The sequence below is a fragment of the Shewanella sp. AC91-MNA-CIBAN-0169 genome, from assembly GCF_040310165.1.
In the GTDB taxonomy this organism is placed as follows: domain Bacteria; phylum Pseudomonadota; class Gammaproteobacteria; order Enterobacterales; family Shewanellaceae; genus Shewanella.
Window position 1 is genome coordinate 79,286 of record NZ_JBEOPM010000009.1, and the last position, 22,441, is coordinate 101,726.

Sequence of the window (22,441 nt, forward strand, 5' to 3'; positions counted from 1 at the left end):
CGCCACATTATTCTGTTGGCGCAGGCAGCTCCAAACGTTAACGCTCAATAAATGTCATCAGTTGCTCGGTTAGCCTTGTCGATAATGCGCTTTCACCCGCATGATCAAGCAGTAATGCCACACATTCTGCTGTGCATAAACCACCTTCAATTTGATTGCGCCTAAGTGGGTATATCGACTTAGGTGGATTCACTAAAGACACTTTAGGCAATTCCTTTAGATAAGGGCTCTGATTAAACATTTTGCGCGCTTCTTGCCAAGTGGCATCGATAATCACTAAATATTCAGGCGACGCTAATGACAAACCAGCCTCTTGCGTAGTGTCATCACTTGGAAACACTAAGCCTACTTTACCCGCTTCAATCGCAGCCAATAATTCAGCATCGGGCTGTTTGCGGTGCCACTCAACCACCCGCGCGCTATCGCCTAAAACGTGTTTGACTAATTGGCCGGTATTATTAGCACGATCCATTTCTCGTGAATGCGTTAGTAAAATAATTTTCAACATAATTTTAAAAATAACACCTATAAAATGAACCGCTTAACGCCGTAATGACATACCGCAATACCAAAGTAATAAAAACATAACGTCGATAAACACAATTCAATAACCTGAAACGACTGCTTACGATAGACCAATACATTAACGCTATGAAAATACGATATACTCTCGAAAAATCGATTTAGTGTCGCGACCTAATCGATTATAACCACCGTATTCTACCCATAAACCCAAGTTCAGGTTATTTAATGATACTACAGCAAGTTATTGCATTATTTTTCACTATGTTAATTTTGGCGATACTACCGGGACCGGCAGTGTTTGCCGTGGTATCAAGAGCATTTTCAAATGGGTTCAAGCATGGCGCTTTTATTACCCTTGGCGTACTGATGGGCGACTTTGCTTATATCCTATTAGCCTTGTTCGGTTTGGCCGCCATTGCCAATGCCATGGGTCCTGCTTTCGAGCTGATAAAGTACGCCAGTGCGCTTTATTTATGTTGGCTGGGTTTCAGTATGTTGCGTGCAACCGCCAAAGGTGTTCAATTAGCGACAATACCTAAAGTGAGCCAATTTAAAAATTTAATCACAGGCCTGCTTATTGCCCTTGGCAACCCTAAAGCATTGATATTTTACGTCAGCTTTTTTCCTGCTTTTGTGCCTATGGCCCATGTAGACCTTACCGATGTGATGATTATACTCGCCACTGCAACCTTGGCTTTTGGTTCAGTTAACCTCACTTATGCATATTTGGCATCAAGTGCAAAACAGGTATTTACCTCCCCTAAAGCGGCAACGATAATGAATCGTACTGCAGGCAGTATTATGTTGATTGCTGGCATATTGATAGCCATAAATATATAGGATGTTGCAATGACCGCGTTACGCTTTACCCCACTCACACTCACAAACGGACTGACCTTTAAAAACCGTTTAGTGGTGCCGCCAATGGCGTCACAAACCGCAGACCTAAATGGCTTAGCAACTGAAACGACCATCAATCATTACCATCATTTAGCCCAGTCGGGTGCAGGGTTGGTGATGGTAGAATACAGCCATATCAACTTAGCAGGACGAAGTGAGTCTAATCAGCTTGGGGCGCATGATGATGCTTGCTTACCCGGCTTAAGCCAAATTGCCGCGACGTTACATAATGCAGGGGTAAAAACAGGCTTACAAATTACCCATTGCGGCGGCAAAGACAGTGCAGGTATTAGCGCTGATATTATGGGGCCGTCAGGCATTACCGTGCCAGCATATGATCGTGTATTACCAACCCCTAGAGCCATGACATTGGATGATATCAATCAATGGCAGCAGGATTTTGTTAGTGCTGCCATTCGTGCTGACAAAGCCGGATTTGATTTAGTCGAGCTGCACTGTGCCCACGGTTACGGTATTAATCAATGGTTATCTCCGCTGACGAATCAACGCCAAGACCAATACGGTGGCAGCCTTGAAAATCGCGCCAGAATATTGATCGAAATAGTCAGTAAAATAAAACAAGCAGCGCCAAGATTAGCAGTAATGACCCGCATTCCTGGGCAAGACGGTTACCCTGGTGGTTTGTCTCATGACGATATGGGCCACGTTAGCCAATGGCTAGTTGATGCTGGGGTTGAAATACTTAATGTTTCATCAGGCATTGGGGGCTGGAATCGCCCTAAAGACAAACGCGGCGAGGGCTTTTTAGTTGAAGATGCAGCGCCGCTGACAGGTACAACGAAAGCGGCCGTGATTGGTGTCGGCGGCATTGAAAGTATTGATTACATCGAAACCATTTTAGCCACTGAACAGGTTGATTTAGTGGCTGTGGGCCGGGCTATTTTGGCCGGACCAAGTGAGTTTGCAACCCGAGTGATGGCTCAACATAAATAATGCTCTAACGTCAGCAATGGCTCTGCCTAAATAATGATCTAGAGCCTAAATCTAATCTTAATTGCTGAGTATTAAGTACTAAAAAAGCCGCTTAATAACACATTATTGAGCGGCTTTTTTAGTACTTGTTACAAAGACGAGTGATAGAAATTAGTTACCGATTGTTTTCAATTTATGTAGATAATCCGCATTGCTTAATAATGCTATCACCTCTGCGGGTTCCAACCATGATTCTAATTGCGATAAGCTTTCAGCATGGTTTAATTTCCATTCCGCAATAATTCTCGGGGCATAAAACGTCGGTTTTTGTTCACCTACGTCTGGTAACTGAGCAAGGTGCCATTTGAGTAATAAAGGATTATTAACCAACCGACTGAACGGATGCATGTGTCGTAGATGGGGCAAATTAGCCTCGTTTTCCTTCACTTTAACCAAAATGTTAATTGGTTTTTTTTCTTCAGGCGCTCGCAGTAATCCGACGGTTTTAATCCATTTAGTTCGCCTCGCGCCGCCGCTTAACCACGACAAAGGGATCGATAGCATCAACCCTATTGTAATCGGTAATAACCAGTAAAAGAGTTCTGTACTGAGCGATAGTGCGGTCAAAGCCAGCGCAACCCCAAATACGGTATGACCAAGATGAGCACGCATCACTGACATCCAGCTCAATGCACCATCGTCTCGAGATTGCGGCATCCAACCACTGTCTTTGCCTCGAAATATAGACAACACCACTCCAAACTGCGACACCATCAGAATGGGTGCATACAAAGCAGACATGACCATTTCCAACAAGGTACTCAGAGTTAACAGTATTGGCCCGCCAAATCGTAAACACCGCGGAATATTAATCAAGGCAGCAAACCAGCCAAATGCTTTAGGTGCCAGCACAATGGCCATTGACACCAAAAACAGGCTTAATGCGCGCTCAGAATCAAACACTGGCCAGGTTGGAAACAGCGATGGATTGGCAAAGTACTCTGGACGTATAAATGCCGCCTGAACCGCAATCGCAAGCCCGACCATAATCAGCGCTAACCAAAAAATGGCGCTCAGGTAAGACATCACCCCAGACAAAAGATGCAACCGCGTCGGCAATGAGAAACCGCGAGCAAACATAAATGCTGAATGCTGTAAATTACCCTGACACCAGCGTCGGTCACGGATCATCACATCAATTAACGACGGTGGAGCTTCTTCAAATGAAGCCTCAATATCGGTATCAAAACGTACTCCCCAACCTGCACGACGCAGCAACGCCGCTTCGATAAAGTCATGACTTAATACATGGCCGCCAAAAGGTGCTTTACCGGACAGAATAGGCAGATGACAGGACTCAGCAAATGCTTTAGTGCGAATAATGGCATTGTGGCCCCAAAAATTTGAGGACAAACCATGCCAAGCCGACAAACCCTCGGCATAAATAGGACCGAAGCATTGATTGGCAAACTGTTGCAAACGGCTATAAAGCGTATTGGCAAACACCAGTGTCGGTAAGGTTTGAATAAGACCGACGCCAGGTGCGCCAGCTAAACGACGTGATAATGTCACCATCGACTTTGCACTCATGATACTGTCAGCATCAAGCACTAACATTGCCTCATAATCACCGCCCCAACGCTGAACCCAGTCGCCGATATTACCGGCTTTACGTTCACTGTTTTGGTGACGACGACGGTAATAAACCGGACACTGTGGTTGGCTGTTATTGATAAGATCCACAAAAGTCTGTTCCTCAGCAATCCATGCATCAGCTCGATTAGTGTCACTGAGAATAAAGAAAGCATATTTACCCGGTGCGGTAGCGATTAAATCTGCACTCATCGCCTCTATTGTGGCCCGAATACGCAGCGGATCTTCGTTATAAATAGGCAGCAATACCGCCGTTTTGAACTCTGGTTCTGTCTCATTCTTTTTAATTAGGCGTGGTTTGAGATGCAACAGAAAACCCAATAGTGCCTGTGAAAAAGCAAAAGTAACCCACAGAAAGTTAATGCTAAACAACACCAAAAAAACCATTTGCAAACTGGTAATGGCATTGGTGTTAAGCACCAAATACATTTCTCTTATGCCATAAGTCGATAAGCCTGCTGTAACCATAAACACAAATAACTGTGCAACAAATGTGCGTAGCGTAAACCACACAGTTTGTTGATTCGGAGTTAATCTATGACCTGGTTCAGAAACCTCATGACGAGACATCAGCAGTGGCGATTCCTCTGGCAATGCACGTGCATCATGATAGGTATTGTTAACGTGAGCAGACAGAGGATTATTATTGTCTATCATAAAGGCCAGTCCTCTGCAGTAAAGCGATACAGCCATGTCATACCAAGCGGTTTATCTTTGTTGCTTAGCTGTACACGTAATTCTGCAACCTCAGCATCTTGCGGATCGAACGTGATAAAAACTCTGGCACCATCAACACTGGGATTAGACTCAATACGTGATTCTAAAATAGCGCCGCTGCTGATACTGGCATCGACGCGAATATGGCTGATATCGTTGGCATTAATGTGACTGTAATCGATAACAATCTCATTTTTATCCGTCGATAACTTGCGACCACCAGCAGTTCGAACCACTTTTACTTTGCCTTCGGTTTTAGGGATCTGATCCACCCAGGTCAATTGATATGAATAGGCGAATGGCTGGCCTTTTTTCAAACCTTGTTCTGGCTTCCAATAGGCAACAATATTGTCATTGGCTTCAGAATCAGATGGAATTTCAACCAGTTCAACTCTACCTTTACCCCAATCACCTGTTGGTTCAACCCACGCCGATGGACGAAGATGATAATTTGCTTCAAGGTCCTGATAATAATCTAATTTTCGATGTGGCTGGATCAAACCAAATCCTTTAGGATTCTCATCCATAAAAGAACTCACCTGTAATCCACGAGGATTATTTAGCGGACGCCAGATTTTCTCATTATTACCTTTTTCCATTAGCAGGCCTTCAGAGTCATGCACCGCAGGACGGTAATCAGCAGTATCAGCGCGATCGATGCCACCATGCATAAACATTGACGTTAACGGAGCCAGACCCACATTCTTAACATCCTGCCTTGGGAAAAGCTTAACATCGACACCCATTCGAGTCGGATCGCCAGGGTAAATAGCAAAACGATAGGCTCCTGTTACACTCACACTGTCTAGTAACGCATGGACCACAATCGCCTCTTGATGACTGGATGGACGTTCAATCCAAAACTTTTTAAATAAAGGATATTCTTCACCTTTAGGATCGGCAACATTGATGGCAAGTCCGCGGGTAGATAAGCCATACGCTTGCCCTTTAGAGACCCCACGAAAATAACTGGCGCCCTGAAACACAATAAATTCATCTTTATAATCATCGCGATTGATCGGGTAATGCAAACGAAAACCTGCATATTTACCGACTTGCTCCAGTAATTTGCCAATTGATTCATCTGGCACTCTGAAGGATGATTCAGATACTGCTACCGGAAATGATTTACCATTCTCGACCACGTCGATATCAATCAACTGTTTATAGATATACCCAGGAGCAAATAGTTGTATCGAGAAAGGCGTGGGCGCATTGCCCCAAATAGCAGCATGTTGTTGGAAATTAATTTGACGATAGGTTGAGTAATCTATTTTAGTCAGTGCTTCGGGGGCTTGTTTGGGTTCAACAAAGGGGGTCTGGGACAGTTTTTGAGCAACTTCTAAGACTGTGTCATGGGAGAATGGCTTGCCATCAGTTTTGGATATTGGCGTTTCTGCATAAGCAATACTTACCGATGAAACTAAAAAGAGTGATACCACGAGATGAACCAAAGCTTGCACAGAAAAGCGCTTATCAAGCATATTTTTTAACGGTGAATCGTAAAACATATTAACAGTCCTTAACATATTGAAACTCCTTATTGAACATTCACAAAATAGCTCCACAACATCGTACTCACTAACGGTTCTGCCCCTGTACTGTTAATCGAGGTTGGTATTAATCGAGGCTGGTGTTGACCGAAGATAATTTTAGTCAAAGATCATTTAAACGACCTCGTTTAGATAATATTGATCACTATCAGCATAGCTTCAATTATTTAAAAAAATGAACCCCAATCATCTTGAGCATTACGACTTAACTAGTATTACCATTAAACGTAAACATTTTGAGTATTTTATCCACAATATGAATATTGTTTAACGCTCAATCCTATTTCGCTGAAATATATGGCCAATATCTAACCCAATAATGACTATTAGTAATAAATACGACTAAATAAGGGCAAATAAATAAGGGCGAATAAGCAAGGCGTGCCATTTGGTGAATTAATCTAACGACCATTTGAGATAACCACGGTATTGGAGGGAACCACTACAAGCGGTCAAAGGACTCAAGCTAAAAGATAAATAACAATAAGGTTATGGCCGAATATAGGTAATCGGTTTAGGTATTGAGTGTCAGCAACATGATTGTTGTTTAATTTGGCGCAGTACACAACATCGATATTGATGATGGCAAAGTGAATGGGAATAGCGCAAAAGGTTTGGCATATCCACTTGTGGAACGTCTGACGGTTAGCGTGATTGAACGCCCATAACGATGAGTGCTTATATTTGATAAGGCACTCACTGAATGAAATTACACAGCATCTGAATCTATTGAAATTATGCCTTTAAATATCAGCGGGTAGCGTCTTACCCGTTGGCCAATATCATCACTCATCACTTGCCTATATAGCAGTTCAATGTCGTTATCGTCTTCAAACACCAACAGTAACCGATCAATTGCCGTGTGCAGGCCTTTTTTCAAATAAGGTTGAGCTTGGAACTCAGCAATATTACGTCTAACTATGGCAATTTTCTCAGGATGAAGCCGAAGAATGGTAAACACCTGTTCAAAATAAGCTGTGTGCTCAGCAGGCGTCGCACGAGACGAACGCCGTTGTCTTGGCGCTGATGAACCACGTTTAAAGTACATTGCAACCAAGGTTCATCTCCATTTTCGAGTTAATGTTTATCGAGTCAACGTGTATCGAGCCCATATTTATCGAGCCAAAGCTTATTGAGCCAAAATGTATCGAGTCAAAGTGTATCGAGCCAACGTGTATCGAGCCAACGTGTATCGAGCCAACGTGTATCGAGCCAACGTGTATCGAGCCAACGTGTATCGAGTCAACGTGTATCGAGTCCATATTTATCGAGCCAAAGCTTATTGAGCCAAAATGTATCGAGTCAACGTTTTTAAGCCAATGTTATCGAGTTCATCTAGGGTAATTGATAACCGCTAAATCACTTGAGTTTCGCGAATCTACACGCTAGTTCAAGTGATTTTCGTGTCATTAACGCAACGATTAACTCAACGATTAACTCAACTATTAACTCAACAATGCTAATAAATCGTTCGCACTGCCCTGCCATGGACCTTGAGTACCATCGGATAAAATACTGTCTGCCAAACCTTGTTTGTGCTGCTGCATTTCTTGAATTTTCTCTTCAACGGTGCCCTGGGCAATGAGTTTATAAACAAACACTGGATTTAACTGGCCAATACGATGAGCGCGATCGGTCGCTTGGCGCTCCGCGGCAGGGTTCCACCACGGGTCAAAATGAATAACCGTGTCCGCAGCAGTAAGGTTAAGTCCGGTTCCACCGGCTTTTAAACTGATCAAAAACACCGAGTTATCACCCTCTTGAAACGAATCAATTTGGGTCTGACGGTCACGAGTTTGGCCTGTCAACTTACTATAACTGATAGCTAAGCGTTTCAGTTCATCTTCAATGAGTGCCAGCATGCCGGTGAATTGGCTGAAGATAAGGATCTTACGACCTTCTTCAATCATTTCAGGCAGGTTTTGGATTAACCAAGTCATTTTAGCGTTGTCTTTTACCTGTTGAGCTTGTTCAAGCTTAACTAAACGCGGGTCGCAACAGGCTTGACGCAACTTCAACAATGCATCTAAAAACTCAATATGACTACTCGATACTCCTTTCTTGGCAAACAGTTCACGCAATTTTTTCTCCATCACTAAACGGATAGACTCGTACAAATTACGTTGATCTCTTTCAAGTTCCAGAGTTTGAATAATCACGGTTTTTTCAGGTAATTCTGATACCACTTCTTTTTTAGTGCGGCGCAGCATAAAAGGAGCAATACGCTGACTCAGTAACTGCGACTTTTCAACATCGGCTTGCTTCTCAATCGGACCACGGAACTGTTTATTAAAGTAAGTATGCTGACCTAATAAACCTGGCAAGCAAAAATCCATCAATGATTTTAATTCGCCTAAATGGTTTTCAAGCGGCGTACCCGATAAACATAAGCGAAATCTACCTCTAAGGGTTTTAATCACTTGGGTGACTTTTGCTTGGGCATTTTTAATCTGTTGTGCTTCATCCAAAATAATATGCTCAAACACATATTCACAATAAATGGCTTCATCACGTAACATTAATGGATAGGTTGTTACGACCACATCAAACTGGTTAATTTGATCTAATAACGGCTGGCGTTTATTACCGTGGATCACCACTACATTCAGCGACGGAGCAAACTTATTGGCTTCTTTTAACCAGTTACCCACTAAGCTAGTGGGACAAACAATTAAACTGGTACGACGCTCGGTAGCGTCTTGCTTGGCTTTGAGTAAAAATGCCAATGCTTGAACGGTTTTACCCAGGCCCATGTCATCGGCTAAAATACCACCTAGTTGATATTCTTTAAGAAAACACAACCAGTCAAAACCTTGTTTTTGATAATCACGTAATGTCGCATTTAAGCCATCGGGTAACTCAACCGGAACCACCCCTTTAAACTCTGCGAGTTTGGTGGCTAAATTGCGCACACGTTCGCCATTGAGTAAACGCACGTCACTGGCAGATAAATCATTCAAAATATGCGCACGGTTGCGTGGTATCGAAATGACATCGCCAGAATGACGATTAAATAATTCTTGGATAATACTAATCAGCGGCTTAATGGTTTTGGCTTTGATTTTAATAAAACCACCGTTAGGGCCAGGTAATAGCAATTCATCATCGTCTGCTGGTTCACCATTTTGTTGTAACCAACGGGCAACTAAGGCTAATAACGGTACACTTTGACCATCGATGTCGGCACTGAGCGATAACGAAAACCAGCCAGACTCATCATCGTCAACTAAGTCGACATCTAACTGTGCATCGGTAATTTGTAAGTCGAAGTCATCATCAAAATGAATATCCATACCCAGCGCAGTTAACGCATCAAGACCATTGTCGGTCAATTCAGACCATTCAAAAATCGACTCGGGTAATAAGCCGACACTGACATAGTAGGGTTGTTGTGAACTGGCCAGCGTAGCGTCTGGCTCAAGCGTCACTAAGCCTATATCCGCTAATGACTGTAATGCCGCGAGTTCTTGCTCGACATGTCTATGCACTTGATACTGAACTTGATTTTTTTTGACTAAGCTTATGCGTTCGGGTTTAGTCGATGCATTAAAGGTAATTTCACCGTAACAATGATCAACTCGAATAACCGGTTGCAGAATCGGGTTGTTGGCAATGAGCTCACGCGTAAAAGTTAAGCGTGTTAACAGTGAGTCTGTTATCTCGCAAAAATCAATTTCACTCGGCACAGGCACGGTTTTAGGCGAAAAATGCTGGAGCATTTTATGACTAATGGCATCTACTTGAGCCAAGGGCACTGGCGGCATATGTTGCAATAAACTTAACTTTTTAACTGGCAAGTCAGTATCTATTCTACCTAAATGCAAATAGTCTAATTCAACATACAAAGGTGGCTCGGTAGCAATAAACTCCCAATTATCCAGCCCAGGCATGCGCATTTGCATTTGGGTATGTTTTTTATCAATTTCACACCAGACAAACTCAGGCACAACAGATTTAGCCCATGTTAGTGGGATGCGATTTTCTTCCCAAAAACACACTTCGGCGGTGAGCATTTTAGTCAGCGCTAAAAATGAAATTTCACCTTCGATATAAATTTTAGAGCCATGATTATTTGATGACAATAATAAGCTGATAATCTGTTTATCTTCAGGGTCAATCCACCATGGCATGCTATAGCGAATATCGGCTAATGCTAGCTTGCTGCCTTTATTGTATTGACCTTTTTTATTAAATTTACTGCGTTTAAATTCGACAAAAATGCCATGAGGATCGTTAGATAACACATAAATAATGCGGTCTTTTTCTTCGTCCTCTTCTTCAAACTCGGCAACCGTTTTTTGCTCGTCAAGTTGGCGTAACCATTGGTGGATACGCTGCTCTTCAACCGGCTTTTTATCGACCAGTGCCAGCATTGCTGCGGCAACGTGCTTACAATTTGTTCTAACAGGGCAAGTACAATGTGAACGCATCACAATTTTGTGATTCACATTAACTAGGGTGATTTCTTGACGATAGGGTTCAGCAGCAGATCCTTCAACATAGGCCTCAATATCATGATTATTACTGCTGGCAGTAACTTCTAGAACTCGACCTTGGATCAAATAGTTTTGCGCTTTTTGAATTTGGGTGGCCGAAAACAGTTTCGCAATCATCTCTAATGAAAGCTTAATGGGGAGATTAAACAGTTTCGCCGACATCAATATACCTAATAAAACCGCAGCAAAATAAACAATGGCTGCTGATAAAAAAGTTAACTTGCCATTCTATGGAAGAAAGCAGGCAATATCTAGGCTTTGCTGATCTTTCGAACAAAAAACTCGTTCAAACACGCTATATTATTGCGATTACACATATTGGGTGGTCGCTAAAGCTCAGATACAGCAATAATCTGTATCATCATACGAATTAACATACACAAAAGTTTGCTTACCACTAAAGCCAATTTTAACCTTGAGTCGTTGGGAGATATTACCAAGAGGAATTTAAGGTGGGCGAATGTCTGACTAATGGCTACTGACGTCGGTTATTTGTACACCGTCTCAAACATAAGTCGAACATATGGCAAATGTAAGCCGAGCATAAGTTAGCGACGGTCGAATACAAGGTTACTTAAGCAATACAATCTCAATGAATAACTAGCCACTATCCAAAGCTGACTAGTTATTCATTGGCAAACACTAAAAACGTTCTACAGACCACTGAATCGCCATGAGCCCAATCGCAATTGAACCTAGCTGCATGCCCCAATGTCGATACCAAAGTCTATGGCGTAGAAACATCAATACAGGCAGCACTAGCGCTAAAATCGCCAGCTGGCCGATTTCAACGCCAACATTAAACGCAAGAATCGCTAATAGTTTTTGATTTTCAGGCAAGCCAAGCTCGCCTAATACTCCAGCAAATCCCATGCCGTGTAACAGGCCAAACGCAAACGTAATCCAGCCTAAACGTAATACAATCGGCCAGACATTATTAAGCGCCGCAAACAACACCGACAATGCAATGCCCAGTTCAACCCAGTGACTACTAAAATTAATCAGTCCCAATGCGGTGGCTGTTAACGTTACCGAATGCGCTAATGTAAATGCAGTAATAATCCATGCTGTGTCTTTAAATATTTGCTTAGGCTTATCTATCGGGTGCCATTTTTGTTGTTCACGCACCAACACACAGGTTAATAACAACGCCAATAAAAATAAGATATGATCAGTGCCCTTCCAAATATGAATAATCCCTTGGTAAACATATTCTGTAAATGTATCGCTGAGCTGACTTTCTGCTAAGTTAATCAATATTATCGGGTTATCGTTACTGATCACTCGAGCGTATTGATGATCGGGCGTTGCAATGGTGGTAATCACTTTATGATCAGTGTCTATATTGAAGAAAGCTTGATAATTAATGGTCAACACTCCAGGGCTATCACATTCAGCCTGAAATGAACTGACTAGATAACCTTCACTAAAGTGTTGGTCAACTTGCTGCGTTGGGTTAAAACTCAGTGGGCAATCTTGCTCTCGGCTGATTGCCAAAGATGAACGTAAATAATCTACTATCGCAATTTGATGAGCTTGCAACTCTCCCCAAGTAAGCTCACCATCTTGGTTATCATCAATAGGGACAACTTGGTTTATGTCAAAAAAACGCACTTGCCAATCACCTTGAATTTGCCCGTGCTTATCGAGGTTAACAGACAAATAACTGGTGCTCATTTGATGGGCTAAACTGCCATGACTAAACAGTAACATTAGCAGTAATAATCCACCTTTCATCACCGAAAAAAAACGTGTAAATGCCTTCACTGGTTTATCCTTAACTTGCTACATGATCGACAACGAGGTTCTGACTGACTTGTACTGACTTTTTATCATTTTTAGTCTTCCTCAACAATGCTTTAGCCTGTTCTAAAAGTATCCGATCATTGTCTTGACGTGCTACCTGCCAGTTGATTTTGGCCCAGTAAAGTGCTTTTTGGGGCTGAATATCAATAGTTAAATAATATTTTGCCAGATCGGATGCATGCAAGCTGTCTTGTCTTTGCTCGCGCAGTTTAACTCTTTGGGCAAAAGTCCATTGCCATTTAACAGTATTGCCAAGGGATTTTTCCGCTATCGCTAAGCGCAATAATAGTGCGTCGTCTTGAACAGCGTTATTATTGACGACACTGGAGAGCATATCGTACACCTGTTGATGTTGATTTAATGCCAACTCAATATCAGACCATAGCGCTAATAAACTAACCGGAGCATTGTCCATATCTAATTGATTTAAATAACTCAATGCTTCTTCTGACATACCTTGCTTAAATGCCATGTCAGCAAGAATTTGCACTATCCAACGTTTTTCTGGTTCATTATTAGGTTGATACAACTGGTACAACCGAGCTAACTCTTGATAACTTTCGGCCAGTTTGCCATTTTGACTGGTCACTTCTAAAGCACAGGTAGAAATCAATAAAATATCGGCTTTACCGATTAGGGTTAAACACGCTTGCCTTGCACCGACAATATCCCCCTGTACCAGATGAATATTGGCTTTTAATAACCAACTATTTATCGCAGTCGGTTTTAATTCAATGGAGCGCTCTAACGCCTTTATCGCCCGATCAAATTGGTGTTGATGCTGTAATACTCGAGCATATAAATAATAGGTCTGCGCATCGGGGCTGGCATTGGCCATTTTGGCTTGTAACCAAGCTTTTGCACGACCGTAGCGATAATCAGCTTCACCGGGATATTGTCCTTGTTCAATAAAATCACTGATGTCGTCTAAGCTCATCTGCTTGTCGGTATCATTAAACACTTTCCAGGTCGCAATAACTTCACTGGTGTCTTTTGGTGTATATGGCGCCGCAGTACTGTTGCCTACCATCAACAAACATGCACTGACAACCATTACAATATTGATGTAAAATTGAATGTTGAGGCTAAATTGAGGGTACTTAATCATTGGTGTTAATCGCCCTGATATCGCTTGCATAACGCCTCCTTAATGCCATCCTTGGCTATGAATATCGATCTAATTAATCATTACTTCTCAGCTGAGATAATCATTCATTGGATGAATAAGATAGATATTTGGTCCTGTGTTATAAACTTAAGCTAGCGAATAGAACTCGCACTATTAATCCAGTAATAAGTCGTCGTAAAAATCAGCCGTTGAAACATCGTTCTCAACCATGCGGCCATTAACACGTAAAGGTGCAGCTTGGCTTGGTTGTAAAAATGCCTGACGACTTAAGCTTGAAAACATCACTTGCTCTGCATCAATGGTAATGTTCACCATTGCTGCTACAGGGTCGTTTACGCCATCGGTCACTGCAACGGTAAAACTGTCCATGCCAGTCACTTCATTGGCAGGAGTATAAGTAAACTCGCCGTTTGGCATTAAACTAACCGTACCAAGCGTGGGTTCACTCATAACAGTAAACGTTAGTGCATCACCATCTTTATCGGTGGCTATCACTTGATCTGTCACTGGCGTTTCAGTCACGGTGGATAGCATGACACTGTTCACCATTGGCGCACTGTTTTTAACCATGGTCATCGCATCATCATCTGAGTTACAACCAGCTAAAAAACCGCCACTGAGCACACTGATTAATACCACTGGTTTAGCGAGATTATTAAGCGCTTGACGCGTCGCATATCGAATAGAAGTATTCATCTTATGTTCCTTATTTTGAGCCCGAAAGCGGCGTCGCTAAGTAAGGGAAGTGATCCATCATCATGGTCGCGTCAACAGGGGCACCATCTGTAAATGGCACGTTACCAACGCTGGCATCATCACTAGTACAAAGGCCTAAATCTGTGTCAGTACCATTGACTGGGATGGGGTAACATAAACGTCCCATTACCACGCGCAGTGCAATATCAACCACATCATCACCCGGACGACGACCATTTGGGAAACCGGCTAAATCATCACCAGCCACACCAAAAGCTGACTGCATATCACGTGATTTTGCCGGAATGCCAGTATTAAGACGCAACATTTCTGAAGGCGTCACCATCTCAAGTTGGTTAACACCAGCAAAACCAGTGAGAAATGCAGTAACAAGATCGGTACGAGGGAAGTTAGTTGGCGCTAACGTTTCAATGTTTGTTCCCAACGTTTGATTAACCGCGTCTTTGAACAGAATGTTAAGCAACTCTGGTAAGCTCGGGTGCGTCACATAGTCAGCAAACTGAGTGTCATCTTTAGGATGTGAAGTCGAAAAAGTGTCTTTATCCTTTAAGCCAATCACTAACTCGTTAACCAGTGGATTACCCAGACGAGATACCTGAGTTAATGCGCCGCCGTTGACTTCAGTTTTACCCACTTTGGCATTTGGATTTAAAATACGCGCTTGCGGTAAACTGGCGGTAGTCCATGCACCAATGGTGCCGTTGCCTTGAGTCGTTAAACAAGACTTTGGCACTTCAATTGAAATGGCTGTGACATTTTTATCCATCAAATCATCATTATCAACAGATTGAGTGATGCCACCTGGAAATCCACCTTGGTCGCCAGCGCCCGGTGCACTATCACCTTCTACAGGCACATAGTTGACCAAATCAAAGGTTTTGCCTAAGTTAACCACGAAAGGGTCTTTACGTTGGCCAACAAACACTTTGCCAGGACTTGCACAACCATCGAGATTAAATTCGTAGATGAATTGACCCGCATAACTTGCATACGCGCTGCTATCACCGAAACTCTTATTACCAATGTAATCCAGTGGCTTATGGAACATCGCCCCTGAAGTATTGGTTAACGCTGTTGCGCTACCACTATTTTGTGGTCCTTTAACAAGTGTTAACTCATACGACTCGCTAAAGTTTGCCGCACTTTGATCCGCAGCAGTAATGCCACCAATATTTTTAAGCGGTACTGACACACTACGTTGATTGTCAGCAGGACCAACCGTTAACGCAATACCTTGATTATTATTGGCAAGCTCATTGGTAAAGTTAAATTGGAAGGTTAAATCTTCTATAGCATCACCATCATTATCGATATGAATGCTGTATACCGCAGCAGGATCCATCGCATAATAGTTAGGTCCGCCGTAGGCATCTTGCAGTGGAATATAGTTGGCGATAAGAGTGACGTAATCTTCACGTCCAGCTTCGTAGCTATTAAAAGCGTAGAAGTCGGTAGAGTCTAATGTTGGAAAACGAGTGATATTGGGTGCTTCTCGGTGACTTGACGCAAATGCATTAGCGCCTAATAAAGTGCTGCATACGATACTGGCGATTAGGGATATTTTTAGTACTTTCATGACCATTTCCTTGTTATGTAGTAGAGTCATATCAGTAAACGGCTCAGGTTCCATTTTGGATGCAGGTTTTAGCAATTATTGTTGAAATAAATTAAATAAAAAATTAACACACTGAATTTAAATGAATTTATAAATAAACTATTTTTGCTAATTTAATAAAAATGTTAATTTCTGCATAATGAACTATCAATATGGTCCTTTCAATACAGCCCCTCTATACAATTTCTTCAATACAATCCTTTAGTATGTGAACGCTCAGAAATGAGTCGTTAACAATTTCCCGTTAACCGGTGATTCATCGATCGCCAATAGATAGTTGCAACCATAAAAAAGCGGCCAATAGTCTCACTATTGGCCGCTTAAATGTCAGCGTGGTAACACATCAATGCTTTGAAACATCACCCTATCATTAAGGCTTTATAAAGTTGCTAGCTCTGCGGTATACAATACCTCTGTTGGTGAGCCATTTGGTGAGCCGTTCAAAGGCTCTAAACTTACCGCCAGAGCCACTATATCCATGTCATCAAATTGACTGTTTTTCACCAATGTTAACTTGCCTGACTTAGGCAGTAAGCCTAATGAAATTGGATTTTCGACACCTTTAGCCACCATCCATAACTCATAGTCTTTATTCGCCAGTGGCTTAAGGTTACTGGTAGAGCGCACTTCAATCGTATTGGAGGTGACTTCAATCAGCCATAATGCTTTAGATTGTGCACTTTGCACTACCGCAACTTGCTGCGATGTAGCAACTGGCACAGGCTGATTATTCACAACTAAAACAGCCATAACAATGGCTGCTGCGCTTGCCATTGAAGCCAATCCCTTCCATAAACGGTTACGTGTTGCCATAGGCACCACATTTGAGGTTTTTGGCAATGGTGCTTGGGCCACATTATCAACAAACCCTAGCGACATACTGATTTGTTGCCAAACCCGTTCATCTGGGGTTATCGGCGTTAACAATTGATTCATGCCATGTAAATGTTGCTCCCATAACCAAGTGCTTTCACGCAGACTGGGAATTTGCATCATTAATTTTTGAAACCGACGTCTAGCTTGGCCACGCAATGTACCAAGCACATATTCTGCTGCTAATGCGTCTTTTAATTGAGGATCACGATAATTCATAACGATAAACACCTCTGTAATTGTTGTAAACCACGACGGATCCAACTCTTAATAGTGCCTAATGGTAAATCTAAGTGCCCCACAACTTCGTGATGCGATAAACCATTATAGTAAGCGAGATGAATTGCTTGTTTCTGCTGAGGCTCGAGTTCTCCCATACACTGGTCGAGTTTATTTTTATGAACCTGAGGCCCGTCATCATTGATATGCTCTTCAAAAATGGCTTCTTGGCCATCTTCAAGTGGATCTTCCTTTCTGACCTTTTGATAACGCAACATGTCTAAGGCTCGGTAACGAACAATACTGATCATCCACGTGAGAACCGATCCTTTTCCGTGTTGATATTCTGTCGCGTTATGCCAAATTTTTACGTAGGCTTCTTGTAATACCTCTTCGGCTAACTCACGTCGACCGAGCATTTTTAAGCTAACTGCGAATAACTGGCCACTGGTAGATTGGTATAAATCAGCAAATGCTTGTTTATCTCCATCTGCACTAGCACTTAATAAGTTAAGTAAGGTGTCTTGATCCATAATCTGCCACGTTTCCCTATGATGGTTCGATATAGTTGATACAGGCTAATTGCGCATATATTGATAAAAAAGCCCCAATAGCGTGTATACGAACCAAAGTTAATATTGGATGCAAAATAAATAAAATAAAATAAAATAAAATAAAATAAAATAAAATAAAAAAGCACCATCACTTTTCAGCATGGTGCTTGGTAGCAATAATATGAAGCTATATTTAACCTTGCAGTAAATACTCTTCAGCTTTCTCGATACTGCGCGGTTTACCCACCAGCATTAAAATATCGTTACGCCTTAATATCCACTCAGGGGGTGGTGGATCAATTTCCTCGCCCTTACGCCGCACCGCTCTAAGCTCAACATCCAAAGCTTGCCATGGAATATCTGCAACGGTTTTACCCACCGCACTAGCACCTGAAGCCAGTGACACTGCATGGAGTAAATCTAAGGTAAAGTCAGTTTCGGTGCCGGAAAAGAAACCGTGTAAATATTGATAATGATTACGACGTTCAGATTCCAAGCGTTTAATAATCCGCGCTAAGGGGACGCCACATTTAAACAACACTTGCGACACCAGCATTAAGCTGCCCTCAAGTGATTCAGGGATAACTTGGGTCGCCCCCGCTTCTTTAAGCTCATGTAAGTTGGCATCATCGCGAGTGCGCACCAATATTTTTACATCGGGAGCCAGTTTACGCGCCACGGCTAAACACTCTTCAGATTGCCTTGGTTCGCAAAATGTCACCACCACTAAGCTCGCTTGACGAATGCCCATCTTCTTCAATAGCGCCATTTTGCAAGCATCACCAAAATGAATATTTTCGCCTGCGGCTCTCGCTTCTGTCACTCTGGTGGGATCTAAATCAAGCACCATATAAGGCACCGCTTCTGTTTTCAAAAAGCGTGCAATCGTTTGCCCTACGCGGCCGTAACCTAAAATCAGTACCACATCACTTTCGTCAGAATGAGGCAATACAATTTCTATCGGTTCATTTTTAGGTGGCAGCTTATTGCCGCTAACCTTTTTGGCAATATCAACACTGTGACGGATCAACCAAGGCGCCATTGACATAGATATCACCGCCACGGCGACTAACACAGTGCTTACTTCGGTATCGAGTAATTGATAATTTACTGCTAATGCCAGTAACACAAAACTAAACTCACCGACTTGACCTAAACTGATTGCGGTACTGAGTGATACCTTAGTATTTTCACCCACAAGTTTGAGTAAACCGTGCACGATTAATATTTTGGCGAGCACCACACCTGCCAAAATCAATAACACTTGCCACCAATATTGCATCACTAAATCGAAATTCAGTAGCATGCCGATGGAAATAAAAAACAAACCCATTAATAAATCACGAAATGGCCTTATGTCAGCCTCTAACTGGCGTCGATACTGGCTTTCGCCAAGTAACATCCCAGCAATAAATGCCCCTAACGCCATCGATAATCCAAGCCATTGAGTAAACGCGCCCGTCACTAAAGCGACAACTAAGGTAGATAATACAAATAACTCATTTGAACGTGAGCGAGCTACTTCGTCAAAAATACGTGGCAATATCCATTTACCAAATGACATTAATCCTAAAAAGGCCAAAATACCGGTGAGTAATCCCCACGCGATACTATTGAAGCTCATTTCAGCACCGCCTTTGGCTAATAGCGGCATTAAAATCAATAGCGGCACCACCGCTAAATCTTGAAATAATAATACACTGACCGACAGCTCGCCGTGTCTGCGCCTTAACCAGTTTTGTTCATTAAGCAGCTTTAACACTATGGCCGTTGACGACAGCGCAATAGCCGAACCGATCACCACCGCAGCCACTAAGTTTTGCCCAACCAACATAGCAATGCCGCCAGCCACAAAGGCTGTTACCAGCATTTGGGCGCTACCTAGGCCAAAAACCGTTCGGCGCATTGCCCACAACCTCGGTACCGAAAACTCAAGTCCTAGGGTAAACATCAGTAGCACTACGCCTAACTCAGCCACAGATTGCATTTGTAATTGGGTAAACCAATGAAAACCGCTGGGGCCGCTAACAACCCCGGTGAGTAAATAAGCTAAAATGGCCGGTAAGCCGAGTCGACGTAACAATGCAATAGCCACAATAGCAATCACAAGCATCAACAAAATATGGATAAAAATACTGTGTTCCATTGTGGCTTTGGCTCCTTGTCAAAAAACTGTCGAAAGGGAAATAAAACGTTTTGTTAGCACTACAGTAAAACAACAACCAATTAATAACTATAGAAAATTTTTCATAGGCACGATTATTGCTAACAATATGGTAATTAGTTGTAACGTACTGGAACCAATATTATGGATTTTTCAATAGCGACAGAATTATATCCTGAAGATTACTGGTACCGTTCAGACGCTTACTTGAATATGGAACCCGAACTGGACCTTATTCAAGTGATTCAACAACTACATGGAAGTTTAGATCCTCGGACAGTTTTTGCCTGCTTCGGCAAGATCCTAGGACAACATTTGCCGATTAAAGGACTACAATTGAACCTAGACAAACAAAAGTTTGTTTGGGGACGTCACTACGGTATTGAACTGCAACGTACTATTAACGATAACCAAGATACGTTTATCATAACCTATCAGTTGTCTGTAGCACTTAGTTCGGCGCAAAAACACACTTTAGAGCAACTTGAAGGCATATTAATTCAACCGTTGAATAATGCGTTGAAGTATCAAAATATGTCTAATCAAGCCATGTTTGATGCACTAACCCAATTAGGTAATCGTTATTATTACCGCCAGGCAATCGACATCGCATTAGCACGAGCTAATCGCCAGCAAGGCCAAGTGTCTTTAATTGTATTAGATTTAGATAAATTTAAACAACTTAACGATGCGCATGGCCATAAAGTCGGTGATTTTGTATTAGTAGGCTTTGCCGCATTAATTAATGAAGCCATTCGTAATACAGACCAAGCCTTTAGAATTGGCGGTGATGAGTTTGTGATCGTTACCCAAGGGGATGCCCAGGCCGCTGCAATAGTATGCCAACGTATCATTGATATGATGCCAAAACATTCTGAGCTCACCGAATATAACATTCAGTGCAGTTTAGGTATTGCGGAGTCCAAACCGCAGCAACAAGCAGAAAATATATATGAGCGTGCCGATAAAGCCATGTATTCCGCGAAAGCTGCCGGACGTAACTGCTACCGAATTTGCGCTAATTAGCACAACCTTATACTTATGTAGTAACAACTAATTAATAAAAAAGACCTTAACAGGTCTTTTTTTATTGGTTGATTATTGTATGGTAATTACATACCGCGAAGCTGAATACGCCTTAAAAACTCAGTCATCACTCGGTCATAGACTAAATCACCTAAAAACAAATCCTCAACGCCATGGTCGATACTCGGATTGTCATTGACTTCAATCACATAAGCCTTACCGTCGATTTCTTTTAAGTCGACGCCATACAAGCCAGCACCAATTAAATTAGACGCTTTAACCGCTGCATCGACAATATTTTGTGGCACCATCTTCAAATCGATACAGTCAAAATCACCACTGCTAACACGACCACTTTGATGATGTTGGTAAATCTGCCAATGACCACGACTCATAAAGTAACGACAGGCATAAATAGGTTGGCGATTTAGCACGCCGATACGCCAGTCATAATCGGTTGGCATAAACGCCTGCGCTAAAATTAGCGCACTGTGCTCAAAGATTATCGCTGCTTGTTCAAGTAAAGTTTCACGGTCTTTAACTTTAACCACCCCGAGCGAAAATGCGCCGTCGGGTACTTTAAGTACAATTGGTAACCCTATGGTGTTAATAACATTATCGGCCCAGTTTTTATCTGAGGCTTTAAAGATTAAACTCTTGGGTACGGGCACTTTATGCTTGTTTAATAGTTCGGTTAAAAACACCTTATTAGTGCACTTCATAATGGATTCAGGATCATCCATTACCACTAGCCCAAGTTGCTCAGCCGCTTTAGCAAACCGATAAGTAAAGTTGCTGATATTAGTGGTTGAGCGAATAAACAAACCATCAAATTCACTTAACCGAGCCAGATCATGAGAACCAATTTGGACTAAATCCATGCCAATACGATTAGCCGACTTAGTAAATAACTTTAACGCGGCTTTATCTGATGGCGGCATTTTCTCATGCTCATCCACCAGCATGGCAATTTCGTAACGATAACGTTTCGACGGTTTCGGTAAACGCCATACTTTTTGTGAAAACACTTCAAGATACTTGGCAAATAAATCTTGTTCAGGCTCGGTTAAATCTTGAAACGCAGCAGGCTCAATGGTGTTAACTTGCCATTTACCTGACATTTTTAACAAATTCACCTGCAATACAGGCACAGTAAAGCGTTCAAATATTTTACGCGCAAGCTTGTCTAGCAACGGATTATCACAATAGCCAAAATACAGCTTCATGCTGATTTCATTCACCGTCTCTGGCAGCTTATCTAAGCCTGATTGCGGCAAACTAAAAAAACGGTCCTGAGATAAATCATTAATGGTCATTACCCGAGGGATCACGCGATGCCCACGGGCTTCCGCCATTAACGAGCAGTAATAACCTGTGCTTAAATAGTCATAACTACGACACAAGTTAATCACTTGCATGGCGCTTTGATCTGCAAATGCACCCATTTCTAAATAATCATGAACCGTGACCATATGGTCACTGGGCAAATAGGGACGCCAATCATTAACATCGTCGGTGACAATTAAAAAATGAGCCATAAATATCTGTTGCCTCTTGTGCG

17 protein-coding genes are annotated in these 22,441 nt (G+C 42.3%); 4 read left to right on the forward strand and 13 right to left on the reverse strand.

Translation table 11 applies throughout. The annotated features are described in order from the left end of the window. Positions 1-37: 37 nt before the first annotated feature. Entirely contained in the window at positions 38-508 is a 471-nt protein-coding gene (locus AAEY98_RS09885; RefSeq protein ID WP_351016651.1) for a DTW domain-containing protein, read from the reverse strand. A 242-nt stretch (positions 509-750) separates the two neighbouring features. Between AAEY98_RS09885 and AAEY98_RS09890 the strand changes: the two genes are divergently transcribed. After that, positions 751-1,365 carry a LysE family translocator gene (locus AAEY98_RS09890; protein WP_351016654.1) on the forward strand — a complete coding sequence of 205 codons (615 nt, stop codon included), beginning with the start codon at positions 751-753 and terminating at the stop codon, positions 1,363-1,365. Between the two features lie 9 nt (positions 1,366-1,374). After that, the gene (locus AAEY98_RS09895; RefSeq protein WP_351016657.1) at positions 1,375-2,379 is read left to right on the forward strand and encodes an oxidoreductase; all 1,005 of its coding nucleotides are present in this window, start codon (positions 1,375-1,377) and stop codon (positions 2,377-2,379) included. A gap of 150 nt (positions 2,380-2,529) precedes the next feature. On the opposite strand, the gene mdoH is transcribed toward AAEY98_RS09895, so the two are convergent. The 3 genes from mdoH to AAEY98_RS09910 all read right to left on the reverse strand — a co-directional run bounded on the left by mdoH (position 2,530) and on the right by AAEY98_RS09910 (position 7,338). Then, on the reverse strand, positions 2,530-4,668 hold the full coding sequence (gene mdoH, locus AAEY98_RS09900; RefSeq protein WP_351016660.1) for a glucans biosynthesis glucosyltransferase MdoH: 2,139 nt from the start codon (positions 4,666-4,668) through the stop codon (positions 2,530-2,532). Continuing rightward, positions 4,665-6,212, reverse strand: coding sequence for a glucan biosynthesis protein G (locus tag AAEY98_RS09905; protein ID WP_502959640.1), 1,548 nt, complete (start codon positions 6,210-6,212; stop codon positions 4,665-4,667). The genes mdoH and AAEY98_RS09905 overlap by 4 nt, the downstream gene beginning before the upstream one ends. Before the next feature lie 778 nt (positions 6,213-6,990). Beyond that, positions 6,991-7,338, reverse strand: coding sequence for a hypothetical protein (locus AAEY98_RS09910; RefSeq protein WP_192115275.1), 348 nt, complete (start codon positions 7,336-7,338; stop codon positions 6,991-6,993). Between the two features lie 75 nt (positions 7,339-7,413). Between AAEY98_RS09910 and AAEY98_RS09915 the strand changes: the two genes are divergently transcribed. Further along, complete coding sequence (locus AAEY98_RS09915; protein ID WP_351016666.1) at positions 7,414-7,596, forward strand: hypothetical protein; 183 nt, start codon at positions 7,414-7,416, stop codon at positions 7,594-7,596. A 130-nt stretch (positions 7,597-7,726) separates the two neighbouring features. On the opposite strand, the gene AAEY98_RS09920 is transcribed toward AAEY98_RS09915, so the two are convergent. From AAEY98_RS09920 to AAEY98_RS09955, 8 genes are all read right to left on the reverse strand, one after another. Then, positions 7,727-10,939 (reverse strand): DEAD/DEAH box helicase, encoded by a 3,213-nt coding sequence (locus AAEY98_RS09920; protein WP_351009981.1) that lies wholly within the window; start codon positions 10,937-10,939, stop codon positions 7,727-7,729. Positions 10,940-11,419: 480 nt separating this feature from the next. Then, the gene (locus tag AAEY98_RS09925; RefSeq protein WP_351016669.1) at positions 11,420-12,544 is read right to left on the reverse strand and encodes a HupE/UreJ family protein; all 1,125 of its coding nucleotides are present in this window, start codon (positions 12,542-12,544) and stop codon (positions 11,420-11,422) included. A gap of 10 nt (positions 12,545-12,554) precedes the next feature. Next, complete coding sequence (locus AAEY98_RS09930; protein ID WP_351016672.1) at positions 12,555-13,721, reverse strand: tetratricopeptide repeat protein; 1,167 nt, start codon at positions 13,719-13,721, stop codon at positions 12,555-12,557. A 144-nt stretch (positions 13,722-13,865) separates the two neighbouring features. After that, positions 13,866-14,408, reverse strand: coding sequence for an Ig-like domain-containing protein (locus AAEY98_RS09935; protein ID WP_351016675.1), 543 nt, complete (start codon positions 14,406-14,408; stop codon positions 13,866-13,868). 10 nt (positions 14,409-14,418) lie between these two features. Continuing rightward, on the reverse strand, positions 14,419-16,005 hold the full coding sequence (locus AAEY98_RS09940) for a DUF4331 domain-containing protein (protein WP_011636770.1): 1,587 nt from the start codon (positions 16,003-16,005) through the stop codon (positions 14,419-14,421). Between the two features lie 417 nt (positions 16,006-16,422). Next, complete coding sequence (locus tag AAEY98_RS09945) at positions 16,423-17,136, reverse strand: anti-sigma factor (protein ID WP_351016679.1); 714 nt, start codon at positions 17,134-17,136, stop codon at positions 16,423-16,425. After that, positions 17,133-17,669, reverse strand: a complete 537-nt coding sequence (locus tag AAEY98_RS09950; RefSeq protein WP_011636768.1) for a sigma-70 family RNA polymerase sigma factor — start codon at positions 17,667-17,669, stop codon at positions 17,133-17,135. Before AAEY98_RS09950 ends, AAEY98_RS09945 begins: the two co-directional genes overlap by 4 nt. Positions 17,670-17,883: 214 nt before the next feature. Beyond that, positions 17,884-19,836: a monovalent cation:proton antiporter family protein gene (locus AAEY98_RS09955; protein WP_351016682.1), complete on the reverse strand. Its 1,953-nt coding sequence runs from the start codon at positions 19,834-19,836 to the stop codon at positions 17,884-17,886. A gap of 162 nt (positions 19,837-19,998) precedes the next feature. On the opposite strand from AAEY98_RS09955, the gene dgcS reads away from it, so the two are divergent. Beyond that, positions 19,999-20,880 carry a diguanylate cyclase DgcS gene (dgcS, locus tag AAEY98_RS09960; RefSeq protein ID WP_101086648.1) on the forward strand — a complete coding sequence of 294 codons (882 nt, stop codon included), beginning with the start codon at positions 19,999-20,001 and terminating at the stop codon, positions 20,878-20,880. Between the two features lie 86 nt (positions 20,881-20,966). On the opposite strand, the gene AAEY98_RS09965 is transcribed toward dgcS, so the two are convergent. Next, the gene (locus AAEY98_RS09965) at positions 20,967-22,418 is read right to left on the reverse strand and encodes a RimK family ATP-grasp domain-containing protein (protein ID WP_101086647.1); all 1,452 of its coding nucleotides are present in this window, start codon (positions 22,416-22,418) and stop codon (positions 20,967-20,969) included. Between the last annotated feature and the right edge of the window lie 23 nt (positions 22,419-22,441).

Excerpts from the sequence above, each read along its gene's own strand:
- AAEY98_RS09885 (WP_351016651.1), bottom strand. The coding sequence starts at position 508 with ATGTTGAAAATTATTTTACTAACGCATTCACGAGAAATGGATCGTGCT.
- AAEY98_RS09890 (WP_351016654.1), top strand. The coding sequence starts at position 751 with ATGATACTACAGCAAGTTATTGCATTATTTTTCACTATGTTAATTTTG.
- AAEY98_RS09895 (WP_351016657.1), top strand. The coding sequence starts at position 1,375 with ATGACCGCGTTACGCTTTACCCCACTCACACTCACAAACGGACTGACC.
- mdoH (WP_351016660.1), bottom strand. The coding sequence starts at position 4,668 with ATGATAGACAATAATAATCCTCTGTCTGCTCACGTTAACAATACCTAT.
- AAEY98_RS09905 (WP_502959640.1), bottom strand. The coding sequence starts at position 6,212 with ATGCTTGATAAGCGCTTTTCTGTGCAAGCTTTGGTTCATCTCGTGGTA.
- AAEY98_RS09920 (WP_351009981.1), bottom strand. The coding sequence starts at position 10,939 with ATGTCGGCGAAACTGTTTAATCTCCCCATTAAGCTTTCATTAGAGATG.
- AAEY98_RS09930 (WP_351016672.1), bottom strand. The coding sequence starts at position 13,721 with ATGCAAGCGATATCAGGGCGATTAACACCAATGATTAAGTACCCTCAA.
- AAEY98_RS09935 (WP_351016675.1), bottom strand. The coding sequence starts at position 14,408 with ATGAATACTTCTATTCGATATGCGACGCGTCAAGCGCTTAATAATCTC.
- AAEY98_RS09940 (WP_011636770.1), bottom strand. The coding sequence starts at position 16,005 with ATGAAAGTACTAAAAATATCCCTAATCGCCAGTATCGTATGCAGCACT.
- AAEY98_RS09945 (WP_351016679.1), bottom strand. The coding sequence starts at position 17,136 with ATGAATTATCGTGATCCTCAATTAAAAGACGCATTAGCAGCAGAATAT.
- AAEY98_RS09950 (WP_011636768.1), bottom strand. The coding sequence starts at position 17,669 with ATGGATCAAGACACCTTACTTAACTTATTAAGTGCTAGTGCAGATGGA.
- AAEY98_RS09955 (WP_351016682.1), bottom strand. The coding sequence starts at position 19,836 with ATGGAACACAGTATTTTTATCCATATTTTGTTGATGCTTGTGATTGCT.
- dgcS (WP_101086648.1), top strand. The coding sequence starts at position 19,999 with ATGGATTTTTCAATAGCGACAGAATTATATCCTGAAGATTACTGGTAC.
- AAEY98_RS09965 (WP_101086647.1), bottom strand. The coding sequence starts at position 22,418 with ATGGCTCATTTTTTAATTGTCACCGACGATGTTAATGATTGGCGTCCC.